Source organism: Acinetobacter sp. 742879 (assembly GCF_000588535.1).
GTDB lineage: Bacteria > Pseudomonadota > Gammaproteobacteria > Pseudomonadales > Moraxellaceae > Acinetobacter > Acinetobacter pittii.
The window spans coordinates 72,321-87,998 of sequence record NZ_JFYC01000010.1; the positions used below are offsets into that span (position 1 = coordinate 72,321).

Consider the following 15,678-nt stretch of genomic DNA (forward strand, 5'->3'; position numbering starts at 1 on the left):
GTCAGACCAACAAGGATTTTTGCTTACTTTTCATCCGTGAAAAGTAAGGCGAACGGCAGGTTAATCCAAAAATTGGATGAGAACTCGGCAAGACGCTGTCGCGTTTTTACCCAAGTAAAAATTGAACAAACAACAAATTCTGGTTGATATAAAGGATGATTCTATGAGCTCAAATGAAACAACAACAGGCTTCAAACCAAAAAAATCAGTTGCACTTAGCGGACAAGTTGCAGGCAACACAGCACTTTGTACCGTAGGACGTAGCGGTAACGACTTGCACTATCGTGGCTATGACATTCTTGACCTTGCAGCGGGTAGCCAGTTTGAAGAAGTTGCTCACTTGCTCGTACATGGCAAATTACCAAACAAAGCTGAACTCAAAGCCTATAAAGCAAAATTAAAAGCACTTCGTGGCTTACCTGCAGCACTTAAAACTGCACTTGAACAATTACCACCGTCTGCACACCCAATGGATGTGATGCGTACAGGTGTGTCAGTGCTAGGTTGTTTAACACCAGAACATGAAGACCACAACGAAGCTGGCGCAAAAGACATTGCTGACAAATTAATGGCAAGCCTAGGTTCAATGCTGCTTTATTGGTACCACTTCAGCAACAACGGTCGTCGTATTGAAGTTGAAACAGATGACGACTCAATTGCAGCACATTTCTTACATTTACTTCATGGCGAAAAACCATCTGAAGAATGGATTCAAGCAATGCATACCTCTCTTATTTTGTATGCTGAGCACGAGTTTAACGCGTCTACATTTACGTCACGTGTAGTTGCAGGTACAGGTTCTGACATGTACTCAGCAATTACTGGTGGTATTGGTGCGCTTCGTGGACCTAAACATGGTGGTGCAAACGAAGTTGCATTCGTCATTCAACAGCGTTACGACAACGCAGACGAAGCAGAAGCTGACATCCGTAAACGTGTTGAAAATAAAGAAGTCGTAATCGGTTTTGGTCACCCTGTCTATACAGTTTCTGACCCACGTAACGAAGTGATCAAGAAAGTTGCGCACGACTTAGCAGAAACACAAGAGAACACCAAAATGTACCTCATCGCTGAGCGTTTAGAAGCAGTGATGAAAGAAGTGAAAAATATGTTCCCGAACCTCGACTGGTTCAGTGCGGTGAGCTATCACTTAATGGGTGTTCCAACTGCAATGTTCACACCATTGTTCGTGATTGCACGTACAGCAGGCTGGTCAGCACACGTGATCGAACAACGTCAAGACGGCAAAATCATTCGTCCAAGCGCGAACTACACAGGTCCTGAAAACCTCGAATTTAAACCATTGGCGGAGCGTGGTTAATGAACACAAAATACCGTAAACCGCTGGCAGGTACCCAGCTTGAATATTACGACGTGCGTCAAGCCGTTGAAGATATTCAGCCAGGCGCATACGAAAAACTGCCTTACACCTCTAAAGTACTCGCAGAGCAATTGGTACGCCGTGCCGATGCCGAGAACTTAACTGCTTATTTAACGCAGTTGATTGAACGCCGTCAGGACTTGGACTTTCCTTGGTACCCTGCACGCGTGGTGTGTCATGACATCTTGGGTCAAACAGCTTTGGTTGACCTTGCAGGTTTACGTGATGCGATTGCTGACAAAGGCGGTGACCCATCTAAAGTCAACCCAGTTGTGCCGACTCAGCTGATTGTCGACCACTCTTTAGCAGTGGAGTACGGTGGTGCTGACCCAGACGCTTTTGTAAAAAACCGTGCTGTTGAAGACCGTCGTAATGAAGACCGTTTCCACTTTATTGAGTGGACCAAAACTGCATTTAAAAATGTCGATGTGATCCCTGCGGGGAACGGCATTATGCACCAGATTAACCTAGAGAAAATGTCTCCGGTGATTCAGGCGCGTGATGGTGTGGCATTCCCAGACACATGTGTCGGTACAGACTCACATACACCACATACCGATGCGCTTGGCGTAATTTCTGTGGGTGTTGGTGGCTTAGAAGCTGAAAACGTAATGTTGGGCCGCGCATCTTGGATGCGTCTGCCAGACATTATTGGTGTTGAGTTTGTAGGTCAACGTCAAGCAGGCATTACTGCAACAGATATCGTACTTGCTCTAACTGAATTCTTGCGTAAAGAACGCGTTGTTGGTGCATACCTTGAGTTCTTTGGTGAAGGCGCTGACAGCATGTCTGTGGGTGATCGCGCAACCATTTCGAACATGACACCTGAGTATGGCGCTACAGCTGCGATGTTCTACATCGACCAAAACACGATTGACTACTTACGCCTAACAGGCCGTGAAGATGCTCAAGTGGCATTGGTTGAACAGTACGCAAAAGAAATCGGCCTTTGGGCATCTGACATGACCAAAGCAGAGTACCCACGTGTACTTCGTTTTGATCTATCAAAAGTAACCCGTAACATTGCTGGTCCATCAAACCCACATGCACGCGTTTCAACTGCGGACTTAAAAGAAAAAGGCATTGCAGGCGTTGTTGAAAACCGTTCTGACGGCTTAATGCCAGATGGAGCAATCATTATTGCTGCAATTACTTCATGTACTAACACTTCTAACCCACGTAATACCGTGGCGGCAGGCTTGTTGGCACGTAAGGCAAATGAGCTTGGTTTGGTTCGTAAACCTTGGGTGAAATCATCATTTGCACCAGGTTCAAAAGCGGCTGCACTTTACCTTGAAGAAGCAGGTGTTCTAAAAGACTTAGAGAAACTTGGTTTTGGTATTGTGGCTTACGCTTGTACAACGTGTAACGGTATGTCGGGTGCGTTAGATCCAGTCATCCAGCAAGAAATTATTGACCGTGACTTGTACGCAACAGCAGTACTCTCTGGTAACCGTAACTTCGATGGCCGTATCCATCCTTATGCAAAACAAGCATTCTTGGCATCTCCACCGCTTGTCGTGGCGTATGCAATCGCGGGTACGATTCGTTTTGACATCGAAAAAGATGCGTTAGGTCATGACAAAGACGGTAACCCAATTTACCTCAAAGACATTTGGCCATCTGACGCTGAAATTGATGCCTTAGTTAAAGAAGCTGTGAAGCCTGAACAGTTCCGTAAAGTCTACATTCCAATGTTTGACTTAGGTGTAACCGTAGAGGCCGAAAGTCCGCTTTATGACTGGCGTCCACAAAGTACTTACATCCGCCGTCCGCCATATTGGGAAGGGGCGTTGGCTGCACCACGTACTTTAGCGAACATGCGTCCACTTGCGATTTTGGGTGACAACATCACTACCGACCACTTGTCGCCTTCAAATGCGATTTTGATGGACTCGGCTGCGGGTGAATACCTTCACAAAATGGGCGTACCAGAAGAAGACTTTAACTCATACGCAACGCACCGTGGTGACCATTTGACTGCACAACGTGCAACATTTGCCAACCCGAAACTGTATAACGAAATGGTAGTTCGCTCAGACGGCACCATTAAGCAAGGTTCAAAAGCGCGTGTAGAGCCAGAAGGCGAAGTAATGCGTATGTGGGAAGCAATTGAAACCTACATGAACCGTAAACAGCCGTTAATTATTATCGCGGGTGCTGACTACGGTCAGGGTTCAAGCCGTGACTGGGCTGCGAAAGGGGTACGCCTTGCAGGTGTTGAAGCAATTGTGGCAGAAGGTTTTGAGCGTATTCACCGTACCAACTTGGTGGGTATGGGCGTGTTACCGCTTGAGTTTAAACCGGGCGTAAACCGCAAGACTTTAAAACTAGATGGTACAGAGCTTTATAGCGTGATTGGTAATATTGCGCCGCGTTCGACTTTAACTTTAGTGATTGAACGTGCCACATCAGATGGTAAAGAAGAGATTGTTGAAGTGCCTGTGACTTGCCGTTTAGATACAGAAGAAGAAGTTTCTGTATATGAAGCGGGTGGTGTATTACAACGTTTTGCACAAGACTTTTTAGAAGGCCAAGTGGCTTAATACTTTAGTTAAGGATAATTGATATTGTTCAAAAAAAGCCCTATCTTAATGATGGGGTTTTTTATTGAGCGTAATAGTGGAAAGATATTTAGATTTAGACGGTGATTCTGGAATTCACGCATATGAAATTGGTGATACATATATAAGAGTGCAGTTTGATAGGACCTTTAAAATTTATACTTATAGTTATAGAAGTGCAGGCGCGGGCCGAGTTGAAGATATGAAACAACTAGCTAGAAATGGAGATGGTCTAAATTCTTATATTATGAGATACGCTAAAACTCTATATGAATAATTTAATTATTAGAATTCAATAAAAATATTAAGGGTAAGAGTTTTTAATATTAAGTTTAATTTTTTGGCTAAGTACAAATATGTCTGTTGAAAACATTTTTGAAAGAATTGAGTTGCTAAATAAGGCTGTAAGAGATTATTTTGTAAAGTTAAATGAACATAGTATATGGTTATTTCTTTCAATAATGGGTTGGATAGGTATACCTAATGAGCAAAAATCTATAAAGATATTAGCATTAATAGGAATAGTTCTTTTCTTTTTTTACTATCTTTCAACTTCTAAGTTGTGGAAAGAGGCAGCCGAATTATCAGAAGAGGGAGGCGGTAAAACGTTTAAGGATTTGTTTTCATATTATAAAAATGAAGTTGAGCGAACTGATTTATCAGCGGATGATAAAAATAATGCTTTGAACAAATTAGTTGAAATTGAAAATAGATATTTCAATTTCAGAAAAAATGGATTGAAGATTGTTTGTAATAATTATTGTTTCTTTTTTACGATGGTTTTTTTTATTCTAGTGCTTTTTAAACAACTATAGTTTATTTAAAAAAAGTAAAATTATTAATAACCATAAAAAAGCAGAGAGTAGCTAATCCGCTAAATCCATAAAACTGTGTAAGATAAGTCGTACAGAAGAAGTTTTTGTTTATAAAGTGAGCTGTGTATTGCATGGTTTGCTTAAGCAGTTTTATATGAATAATTGGCTTAATACTTTAGTTAAAGATTATTGATATTGTTCAAAAAAAAATCTATATTGAAAGTGGGGTTTTTATTTATATATTTTAAGGGGAAAAGTATGGCTATTGTTAAAAGCTTTGCAGTAGATAACGGTGATACATTTTATATAAGACATGGTAGTGATAACTTTACAATAATTGATTGTAATCTCTCCGATGAAAATAGAGATCAAATAATTGATGAGTTTAAAGCACAAAGTAAAGATAAGGGAATTACTAGATTTATTTCAACTCATCCTGACCAAGATCATTTTGGCGGAATTGAATATTTAGATGAGAAAATGCCTATTATTAATTTTTATGTTGTAAAGAATAAAGCAACTAAAAGTACGGAAACTGAGTCATTTAAACATTATTGTAAATTAAGAGATGGTGATAAAGCTTTCTACTTATATAAAAATTGCAAAAGAAAATGGATGAACCAAAGTGATGACGAGCGTGGTGGGGCTGGAATTTCAATATTATGGCCTAAATTGGACAATGAAAAATTTAAGAATGCTTTAGATGAGTGTGAAAATGGAGGTAGTCCTAATAATATATCAGCTGTAATTAGGTACAGTATAAATGAGAGCGCTAGTTTTTTGTGGATTGGTGATTTAGAAAATGATTTTATGGAGGAAATTGCTGATGAAATAGAGTTAACGAAGACGACAGTTGTATTTGCATCACATCATGGTAGAGAATCAGGAAAGATACCTAATTCATGGTTAGAAAAGCTAGATCCTCAAATCATAGTAATTGGTGAAGCTCCATCCCGTCATCTACATTATTATACGGGGTATGGAAAAATAACACAGAATAAAGCAGAAAATATTACATTTGAATGTGAAGATAAATGGGTACATATCTACTCATCTAAGGAGGGCTATACTCCATCGAACCCTTTATTTGAAAAACTTCAAAATAAGAATAAATCTAAATTTAATTATTATGTAGGGAGTATCGAGGTGGAAACAGAATATACTTTGGAAAATATGGAGTAACTTTATGTTCTCCTTAGATAAGCTTTTTGATAAATATAGTTTTAATGCTCGTGTAAAACCTGCATTGTTTATTATATTACCCGTAGTAGTAACTGCATACATTTTAATTGAACCATTAAGAACCTTATTAGGGAGTTTAGTTGGAATTTTTGTAACGTGCGGAGTTGTAAATTTTTTTGCTAATCAAATGTCATCAGTTGGAAATGAATTGCAAATAAAATTGTTTAAAAAGTGGGGTGGTGCTCCAACAACAATAATTTTGCGATATTCAGATGAAAGCTTAGATAAATATACTAAACAACGTTATAGATCTAAACTAAATAAGCTAATACCTAATTTTAAGAAGATTACAGAAAGTTATGAGATGCAGCATCCTAATGATGCTGATGATTATTACAATTCTGCTTCTAGTTTTATGAGGGAATATACGCGTAATGTTGAAAAGTATTCATTAATTTTTAGTGAAAATATTGCATATGGGTTTAGTAGAAATTTGTTGGCATTTAAGAAAACAGCTATTACTGTAGTTGTTATATCTTTTTTAATTTCTATTACATTTATATTTTTAAATATCTCTATAGGTTTGGGTAGTATTAATGAGTTGAAGAAAATCCCATCATCTTATTATGTATTGCTAGCTATACATATTATTTTTTTATTAATATGGATTTTTATGATAAATGAGAAATGGGTTAAAATCAGAGGAATAGCATATGCAAAACGGTTATATGCTGCTTGTGAAGATATCCAATAAAATATATATATCCATTACTCAATGAGGTTTCCGAAAGCCCCTATTGGGTAAAAACTAAGAATAAAAAAGCCCGACATCCTGTCGGGCTTTTTCGTATTTGGTTGCTAGATATGACTCCTGTCGTATCTCACGATCCTGATGCATGAACCTATTATTGTTGTTTTATGTTCCGGAACGTCCTGTTCCTGTATGAGTTCATATTAGAAAAAAAGCAGAGGGTAGCCAATCCGCTAAATCCCTAAATCTGTGTAAGATAAATCGTACAAATAACATTTTTTGCATTTATGCCATCATCATCGGGCGAAATGGACAATTGACATTCACTTTAAGTGGGTTATATTCCTGTTTAATATATATACGATTATAGGAATGTAATCATGGTAACAGCTGGCGAAAAACCCGGAACAGGCTTCTACTTCTGTGCTCAGTGCGGACATAGAGTGTTTTTAGAAATTAATACCGACCCTTTACCACCTTGCACAAAATGCTATTGCACGCAATTTAAACGTTAAGAATGAAATAATATTTGCGTTCGCATTTAACAAAAAGCCCTGTCACCCGATGGGGCTTTTTGTTAATTTAAAAATAAGACTTACATAACAAGACCCGTGATGGGCATAAAGAAGGAAACCGTTATGGAAACAATATTGGGTTTATGTATTGGCGTGGGGCTGAGCGCTGCCTGCGGTTTTCGCGTGTTTGTGCCGTTGTTGGTCATGAGCATTGCCACCATGATGGGATGGTTTGAACCATCAAAAGGTTTTGAGTGGTTGGCTATGCCATCGGTTTGCTTGGCTTTAGCTGTGGCAACAGTCTGTGAAGTTGCAGCCTATTATATTCCATGGGTCGACAATGCTTTAGATACAGTCGCGACTCCTGCGGCCATGATTGCTGGTACGTTAACGACCATGGCAGTGACTAGTGGTGAGATGTCACAGTTCGCAGGTTGGGCGGCAGCGATTATTGTGGGCGGTGGTACGGCAGGGGTGGTGCAAATGAGTACAGTCGCTGCGCGCGGTGTTTCAACTGCAACCACAGGTGGGTTAGGGAATTTTGTTGTTGCTACAGGGGAGTGGATTGGGGCAATCTTACTTTCAGTTTCAGCTTTGTTAGTTCCTGCGCTTGTTGCGGTAGTGGTGGTTATTGCTGTTATTTTGGCAATACGTTGGATACGTCATAAAAAGCAAGAACAGGCACATAGTCCGCTATAGGTTAGCTTTAATATCATTTTTAAATGACCATAAAAAAAGCCCAACATCCTGTTGGGCTTTTTCGTATTTGGGTACTAGATATGACTCCTGTCGTATCTCACGCTCCTGGTGCTTGAACCTATTATTGTTGTTTTATGTTCCGGAACATCCTGTTCCTGTATGAGTTCATATTAGGAAAAAAGAAGGATGTCGCCAATCCGCAAAATCCCTAAAAGTTTGTAGGTTAAAACGTACATGGCGAAATGATTTAACTTTTCAAAGTGAATATGAATAATAGCTATCTTGTTGCTTCAAGAAAAAATCAAATGCGTATTAGAAAGTCTTCAAGACTATTAGTTATTAATGAAAGTCATCAAATCCTATTATTTCAATTCACTCATACAAATGATGCCTTAGCTGGACAATCCCATTGGGCAACCGTAGGTGGCGGGCTTGAAGAAGGGGAAACCTTCGAGCAAGCAGCTTGCCGAGAGCTTTATGAAGAGTTGGGCGTAGTACGACAAAATGTAGGCACTCATGTTGCAACACGCAATTTTGAAATGATGTTACCAAGTGCAGAAATTGTGATTTCTGATGAAAGACTTTTTATTGTTTTTATTAAAAATGAAGAAGTGAATACAGCAAACTGGACTGAACAAGAAAAACTTGTGATTAGTAAAAGTCGTTGGTGGACATTTGATGAACTAAGTCAAACTGACGAGATTGTTTATCCAAACAACATTCCTAAAATTCTTGCAGAGAGTCTACCTGAGATTTTTAACCCCTAAAATCTCCTAATATTCAGATATAAAAAAAGCCCGACATCCTGTCGAGCTTTTTCGTATTTGGTTGCTAGATATGACTCCTGTCGTATCTCACGCTCCTGGTGCATGAACCTATTATTGTTGTTTTATGTTCCGGAACATCCTGTTCCTGTATGAGTTCATATTAGGAAAAAAGTAGGGGGACGCCAATCCGCAAAATCCCTAAAAGTTTGTAGGTTAAAACGTACAAAGAAGTTAATTGCTTTATGTAAACTTAGGATTTACATCGTCAAGAACGTATTAGAACTCTAACTAAGCTCTATAATATGTAATTAAATTTAAAGAAGAAAGTGATCATGACTTTAATAGAAAAAGTGGTTCCTGTGGTATTTAGGGAAATTAATAATAACTTGGAGATTTTAGTATTTAGACATCCGTTAGCAGGAATTCAAATCGTTAAAGGCACTGTGGAGCATCAAGAACAATTGGAACAAGCAGCTTTGCGCGAGCTTTATGAAGAATCTGGAATAAAGAGTGCTCAAATTCATTCATACCTAGGTAAACATATTCCTTCAGAGGAAGGGCCTGATTGGCATGTTTTTGTGTGTAGTACACACGAGGCTTTAAAAGATAAATGGTCACATTTTTGTGAAGATGATAATGGATTAACTTTCGATTTTTTCTGGCACTCTTTTTTGAGTCCTCCAACAGAAGACTGGCATCCTCTTTTTAAAGAATTATTTGAATTCATTAAATCTAAATATCAGCTCAACTGACCAAACAACTTTAGGCCTCTGTGCCACAACAGACTTTAATCTTTTGCGCTGATTTAAAGTAATAAACCATTGCAGCACAGAGATAAAGGAGCTAAACCTAACACTTAGCCCAGACTACTTTTGTCACACCGCTGCATGACGCTAAAGAAAGTAGGGGCAAAGTCCCGTGGGAGAACAAGACTTTGCAAACTGAAAAACCGTAGCTGCTTAGAACCAAATTTAAAGCCAAAATAGGTTTATAAATTGTCATATTATTCTCATAATGATTTATATCTATGAGTGGTTTGAAATATAATTAGTTTTAAGGATTAAAATAATTTTTAGGTAATAATTAATCCTCCCATGTATATAGGAAAATAAAATAATTAAATTTTTAAAATAAAAGTAATTTGTAAATTTAAAAAATAGACAATAGAAAACCTAAATTTTAAATAAATAAAATAATTAATCTAAAGAGGGAATAAGTTTGAAAAGTGTCATGATCAACTCCTTATAATTTATGGAGTCCTACCACCAGATTACCGCGAATTAATTTATGGTGGTAGAACGAAAGGGGGTTGACAGACTGGGATCCATGGAACCAGCACGCACGGGGCGTCCCCCATCCGTCCTACCGCAAAGAAAAGGGGACGCAAGGGTCTAACGACTTATAGATTGTACTATAACCCGCCGTGGATCAACGGTCTGTCAAAACCGACTGGCAATGTAGGCCAGAAACGAGATAATAATCGGTGATTTTAATTACGTCAATTTAATATTTAAAATATTTTTGATTTAATAATAAAACTAAATGTATTTTTAAAATAATAGGATTAATATTTATATTTAATTAGAAAAAATAAATAATAAAATAAGTTTTGGGTGTAATGTTATTAATAATAGAGATTCATCATCTTATAAATAAAATATTATAGAGGTGGCTACCTTATTCTAAACTTTTAAGCATTTCTTTAGCATCTACATCGCCTGCATCGGCAGCTTGCTGAAACCATTTCTTTGCCAGTTGTAGGTTTTTCGGCGTGCCTTCACCATTTAAATACATCTGGGCCAAGTTGTATTGGGCATCGCTTTCATTGTGCTCAGCCGCTTTGGTGTACCACTTAAGCGCTTGCTCATCACTTTGTGAAACGCCGTGACCTTTTTTATATAGATGAGCTAAATTATATTCTGCGGGTGGGTAGCCTTGCTTGGCAGCACGACTAAACCACTCAAACGCCTGCACATAATTTTGCGCAGTTCCTTCACCTCTGTCGTATAACACCCCTAAGTTATATTGCGCTTTAGCATGGCCCTTGGCCGCAGCTTTGGTGAAATAATCAAAAGCGCGCTTGGGATCTTTTTCGACGCCCGTACCTGTGTAATACAGCATTCCTAAACTATATTTTGCCCCCACGCTTCCATTTTGGTCAGCCGCGGTTAACCATTTAAACGCTTGTTCATAATTTTTAACCACACCTTGTTCGCCGCTTAAAAGCATCATGCCCAGATGATATTGAGCCACAGGTTGCCCTTGTTCTGCACGATATTGAATATCGGCCACACTCGGTTCCGCAAATGCTGAAGAATGAAGTGAAAAAATCACCGTAAATATATAAAAAGCAGACTTTTTTATTTTCATATCTTATCCTGAATTTTATTAATTTAAGTAGTTGCTTCCTTTAATATCTATTTGAATATAAAAGAAAAATATTAAATATGTTTGGGTGATTTATAGCACTTTAAAATGAGTAAATTTTATGGATTAAATACTCATTTAATAAGAAATTAACCTAAAACTGCATATTTAGACTAGTTACATTTTGAAAATGAGTATAGATAGACAGATTAGTCTTTTTTTAATTAAAATGCGGCCTAAATATAAGTTTGATTGATAATAAAAATGCAGATGAGTGTGTCGAGTATATTGGAGCGTTTAGGCCTTGTTTCACAAAATCGCGCTGTTCATATCCAATTCTCAAATCAGTCTTTAAATCAGCAAGTCTTCTTGCAACGCATTGAGGGCGAACATACCCTCAACCAAGGCAGCGTTGCTGAGTTACTGTGTCTGTCGACAAACGCGCATATTGCATTAAAACAATTTATTGGCTGTCAGGTTGCCATAGATCAGGTGACTGACATGGGTCAGTTTTTTAGAACCACGGGCATTATTACCGAAGCTAGCCAAGGGCAAAGCGACGGCTCACTCACCATTTATAACTTAACCTTAAAAGACCCAACTGCACTTTGGCATAAACGCCGTAATAGCCGTGTGTTTATGAATAAAAGCGTGCGCGATATTAGCGAAATTTTGTTTAAAGAATGGCAGGGCAAAAGCCCCTTATTTGCCTCAAGTTTAACGCTCGACACAGCAGGCTTAACGAAAGAATACGATGTGCGTCCATTTGTGATGCAGTCAAACGAAAGTGACTATGACTTTTTAACCCGCTTGTGGCGTAGCGAAGGAATTAACTGGCTGGTTGATGAATCACAGCTTTTTGTCGCTGACCCGAATGCTTCCATTCAGCCACAAGTCTTACGTTTAATTGACGATAACCAAAATTATCAAGCGCTTGAACGTCGTAACCTACGCTACCAACGCAGCAGTGCGACAGAACAGTTCGATACCATTACTCAAGTCAAAGCTGAGCGAAGCTTACAGCCGACTTCGGTTCATGTGCAACGCTGGCAAGCTGATGCCCTTCAACAAGAAGAAGGCAGTGGTAGCGTACAGGGCACACAAAAGCACAGCCAACACTATGATAATGCCAGCTTAAACCTTGAAGATGCATGGCATGTTAGCCCAGCGTGGATGCAAGACCTAAATGGTGAAGACCAAGCTACTGCTTCTGGTAATAGTCAGATTGAACAGCTTAACCAGCACATCAATGCTTACCATCACTTGAGTTCTAAACAGTTTACGGTTTCGGGCAACGTCCGTGATGCACAGGTGGGTTACTGGTTTGAACTCAATGAACACCCAGAACTCGACCAACATGACAGTGCTGATAAAGAATTCTTAATTTTAAGCAAGCACTACTATAACCAGAATAATTTACCGAAAGAATTACAGCAGCAACTTGAGCGTCTGTTGCCAAAAGACAAGCTCAAGGCAGCCGAACTCGACAGCCAAAATCCTGAGCAGCGCCACTATGCTGAACTGAACGTGGTTCGACGTAATATTAAAGCAGTGCCTGAATATAACCCACTAGAGCACCGACCAGCCGCTCATCCGCAGCGCGCTAGAGTGGTGGGGTTAGAGGGCGAAAGCATTCATGTTGACCAGTGGGGACGTATTAAGGTCCGCTTCCTGTTTACCAGAACTGACGACCATAGCCATGATGGGGGAGCAGGCAGTAACGACAATGACACTGACTCGGCTTGGGTGGATGTACTCACTCCGTGGGCAGGTGCAGGTTATGGCGCACGCTTCCTGCCACGTGTTGGTGAAATTGTTGTGATCGACTTCTTTGACGGCAATATTGACCGTCCATTTGTGGTAGGGCGCATTCACGAAGCTGAACGGCATCCAACCCAGTTTGACCAGAAAGGCCAACTACCTGACACTAAAAAGCTCAGTGGTATTCGTTCCGAAGAAGTTGACGGCAAAGGCTTTAACCAACTCCGTTTTGATGACACCACAGGGCAAATCAGTGCCCAACTACAAAGCAGCCATGCCGCAAGCCAATTAAACCTCGGTAACTTAAGCCATCCAAAAGATAAAGCGGAAAGTGATGGCCGTGGTGAAGGTTTTGAACTCAGAACAGACCAATGGGGTGCGGTAAGAGCGGGCAGTGGTTTACTCGTTAGTACTCACAAACAGGATCAAGCTCAAGGCGTACACCTCGACGCAAATGAGGCCAAACAACAAATAGAAGGCGGCCTCAACAATGCCAAGGCACTCAGTGAAGTTGCTAAAAATCAGCAAACTGACCCGTTAGAAAATTTAGAAAACCTAAAATCTTTTATTGAAAAACTTGAGCAGCAAGACAACGCAAAAGCCAAAACCTTTAAAGAGGCGATTATGTTGTTGGCGAGTCCAAATAGCATCGCGCTGAGCAGTAACGAAGACATTCATTTAAGCGCAGATGGGCAGCTAAACCAAACTGCTGGAGACAGTATTAACCTGTCTAGCCAAAAGAATTTAATCGCGCATGCTCAAAACAAGATTAGCTTTTTTGCAGCGCAAGAAGGAGCGAGGCTTTATGCAGGCAAAGGCAAAGTTGAGATACAGGCTCAAGGTGATGGAGCAGATTTAATTGCCCGTAAAGCTGTGCAGGTGATTTCGACTGAAGACAAAATTGAGGCCACAGCAGCCAAAGAAATTGTACTCACCGCAGGCGGCTCTCAAGTCAAAATTACTGGTTCTGGCATTTTTATGACCACAAGCGGTAAGTTTGAGGTGAAGGCTGGACAGCATGTGTTTATGGGGGGCGGGAGTGTAAATAGTTCATTGCCGCAATTACCTGAAACTGATAATCCTTTTGTGCTTCAGTATTTAGTCAAGAATAAAGAAAATCAGGTAATGTCTGGAAAGCCTTATATCTTCTTGGATGAAGAGGGAAATATCCATAGAGGGACAACAGATAAAGATGGGTTCATGAAGTTAAAAACGACATCAACCTCACAGAACATTACTACAAGAGTCATGATGAATGAAATTGAACAGGCAGATGAAGAAGAGGCTGGGACAGAGGAATGAGTGCATATTTCAGTCGTTTAAAGCTTAATGTTCAAGCTCCATTAAAGTTAAAAGATTTAACTTATAAATTTGTTGTAACGACCAATAGTAATAAGAAAAAAATAGTTTTCGATGGCCGTTTTAATGAGCAGGGGTTAACAAGTTGGACTCAAATTAATAATTTAAACACCACTTTAATTTATGAAATTTATCTACGTGGAGAACTTTTGCAGAAAGTTTCTGTGAAAGCGTACCCAGAGAGAAAAGCGCATAGTGTTTATACGATTAAAACAACAACTGAAATTACAAAGAAAGTTAAAGAAAATATTAAAGAAATCTATCTCAATGATGGAGAAGTGGCTTGGTATCTTACTAAAAAAACTGAAACGATGGCTGATTGGTCGAAACGTGTATATAAAAAACCGTTGTCAGCATCTGATTGGGACGTTCTTCGTGCAAATAATCCGCATATTAAAAATATGGCGCCTATTCGTATCTTAACTCCTGGGCAAGTTATTATTTTATCAAATTCTACAACAGCCAAAGAATTGCAAAAATATAAAAAGGAAGCACAAGAGGCCCAAAAGAAATTAGATGAAATGAAAAGGGACAAAAATTTTGATGAGCAATTTTTTGCTCAAAATTATGAGTTTCTTTATGATGCTGTGGCTGATAATCGAACTCAACTTACACATAAAAATATCTTTGAGAATAATGACCATCCTCTGGTTCAAAAATTTGATAAGGATGCTAAGGATAGTGAAAGTGCCTGGGGGGCAATTGCTAAAGGTGGAATTGATGCAACTTTAGCATTCCATGAAGGTACGGTGACTAAAATGAATAAAATTCATGGTGAATTAGCACTAAAAATGGCTGAAGAGAGAGCAAAGGGTTCAGGTTTAGCTAATCCTAAGAACTTTAAAGCGTTTAGAAATAAATATAAAGATTTATACACACAGTTAGATCAGGTGTATGCAAAAGGGGTTTTTAAGTGGGATCAGTCTATTAAAACCAATAATATGCGACGTATTATTAATCAATCCTCATTAGCTAGGGGGACTACTTACAAAGGTGGAATGAAAGAATATGTCGAGAAAATGACTGAATTAGGAAAAATGAGTAAAGTAATAAAAGGTGGAGGATACTTATTTTTAGCTCTAGATATTTATAATGCTGGCGATGCTATTGCGAGTGCAAAACCTGAAGAAAAAACCAAAACAACTGTAGTCGAAACGTCTAAACTTGCTGGAGGGCTGGCTGGTGGTGCACTTGGAGCTTTTATTGTATTAACTGTTGCTAGTGGAGGTACATCTTTGATCGTACTTGGGCTTGCGGCTGGAACATCTGCATTGGTTGGTTGGGCAGGAGGGGAAATTGGGGGCTACATAGGAGAGCAAAGTTATGATTTTATTAGCAAGTAAAAAATTTTATGAATAAATTTTTATTATTTATAGATACTATGCCTTTAGTGTTTATTAGCCTTCTATGTCTAATTTTATTTTTTATACTTTATTTGATTCAATATATTTATATATCTTCTAATTTGAAGAGAATATGTAAAATTATTTTTAATAATGAAAAACATTTTACATTAC

13 protein-coding genes and 1 pseudogene are annotated in these 15,678 nt (G+C 39.0%); 12 read left to right on the top strand and 2 right to left on the bottom strand.

Going from position 1 to position 15,678, the window contains the following annotated elements; genetic code table 11:
• Positions 1-163 precede the first annotated feature (163 nt).
• The 10 genes from prpC (at position 164) to J690_RS17085 (ending at position 9,426) form a co-directional block, all read left to right on the top strand.
• Entirely contained in the window at positions 164-1,321 is a 1,158-nt protein-coding gene (gene prpC, locus J690_RS17050; protein WP_032037117.1) for a bifunctional 2-methylcitrate synthase/citrate synthase, read from the top strand.
• Positions 1,321-3,927, top strand: a complete 2,607-nt coding sequence (gene acnD, locus J690_RS17055) for a Fe/S-dependent 2-methylisocitrate dehydratase AcnD (RefSeq protein WP_032037119.1) — start codon at positions 1,321-1,323, stop codon at positions 3,925-3,927. The genes prpC and acnD overlap by 1 nt, the downstream gene beginning before the upstream one ends.
• Before the next feature lie 76 nt (positions 3,928-4,003).
• Positions 4,004-4,222: a hypothetical protein gene (locus J690_RS24615; RefSeq protein WP_032037121.1), complete on the top strand. Its 219-nt coding sequence runs from the start codon at positions 4,004-4,006 to the stop codon at positions 4,220-4,222.
• A 79-nt stretch (positions 4,223-4,301) separates the two neighbouring features.
• Positions 4,302-4,760, top strand: a complete 459-nt coding sequence (locus J690_RS17060) for a hypothetical protein (RefSeq protein ID WP_032037123.1) — start codon at positions 4,302-4,304, stop codon at positions 4,758-4,760.
• 258 nt (positions 4,761-5,018) lie between these two features.
• Positions 5,019-5,942: an MBL fold metallo-hydrolase gene (locus J690_RS17065; protein WP_032037124.1), complete on the top strand. Its 924-nt coding sequence runs from the start codon at positions 5,019-5,021 to the stop codon at positions 5,940-5,942.
• Positions 5,943-5,946: 4 nt separating this feature from the next.
• Positions 5,947-6,696: a hypothetical protein gene (locus tag J690_RS17070; protein WP_032037125.1), complete on the top strand. Its 750-nt coding sequence runs from the start codon at positions 5,947-5,949 to the stop codon at positions 6,694-6,696.
• Between the two features lie 377 nt (positions 6,697-7,073).
• Positions 7,074-7,208: a zinc ribbon-containing protein gene (locus tag J690_RS24475; protein ID WP_001983336.1), complete on the top strand. Its 135-nt coding sequence runs from the start codon at positions 7,074-7,076 to the stop codon at positions 7,206-7,208.
• Between the two features lie 123 nt (positions 7,209-7,331).
• Positions 7,332-7,907, top strand: coding sequence for a DUF4126 domain-containing protein (locus tag J690_RS17075; protein ID WP_032037126.1), 576 nt, complete (start codon positions 7,332-7,334; stop codon positions 7,905-7,907).
• A 266-nt stretch (positions 7,908-8,173) separates the two neighbouring features.
• Positions 8,174-8,674 carry an NUDIX hydrolase gene (locus J690_RS17080; RefSeq protein ID WP_032037128.1) on the top strand — a complete coding sequence of 167 codons (501 nt, stop codon included), beginning with the start codon at positions 8,174-8,176 and terminating at the stop codon, positions 8,672-8,674.
• A 332-nt stretch (positions 8,675-9,006) separates the two neighbouring features.
• Positions 9,007-9,426, top strand: coding sequence for an NUDIX hydrolase (locus J690_RS17085; RefSeq protein WP_032037129.1), 420 nt, complete (start codon positions 9,007-9,009; stop codon positions 9,424-9,426).
• A 104-nt stretch (positions 9,427-9,530) separates the two neighbouring features.
• On the opposite strand, the pseudogene J690_RS24765 reads toward J690_RS17085, so the two are convergent.
• A pseudogene (locus J690_RS24765) lies at positions 9,531-9,623 on the bottom strand (hypothetical protein); the annotation flags it as partial.
• A 728-nt stretch (positions 9,624-10,351) separates the two neighbouring features.
• The gene (locus J690_RS17090; protein WP_032037132.1) at positions 10,352-11,044 is read right to left on the bottom strand and encodes a tetratricopeptide repeat protein; all 693 of its coding nucleotides are present in this window, start codon (positions 11,042-11,044) and stop codon (positions 10,352-10,354) included.
• Positions 11,045-11,305: 261 nt separating this feature from the next.
• On the opposite strand from J690_RS17090, the gene J690_RS17095 reads away from it, so the two are divergent.
• Positions 11,306-14,104 (top strand): type VI secretion system Vgr family protein, encoded by a 2,799-nt coding sequence (locus J690_RS17095; RefSeq protein ID WP_032037133.1) that lies wholly within the window; start codon positions 11,306-11,308, stop codon positions 14,102-14,104.
• On the top strand, positions 14,101-15,504 hold the full coding sequence (locus tag J690_RS17100) for a hypothetical protein (protein ID WP_032037134.1): 1,404 nt from the start codon (positions 14,101-14,103) through the stop codon (positions 15,502-15,504). The genes J690_RS17095 and J690_RS17100 overlap by 4 nt, the downstream gene beginning before the upstream one ends.
• The last annotated feature ends 174 nt before the right edge of the window (positions 15,505-15,678 follow it).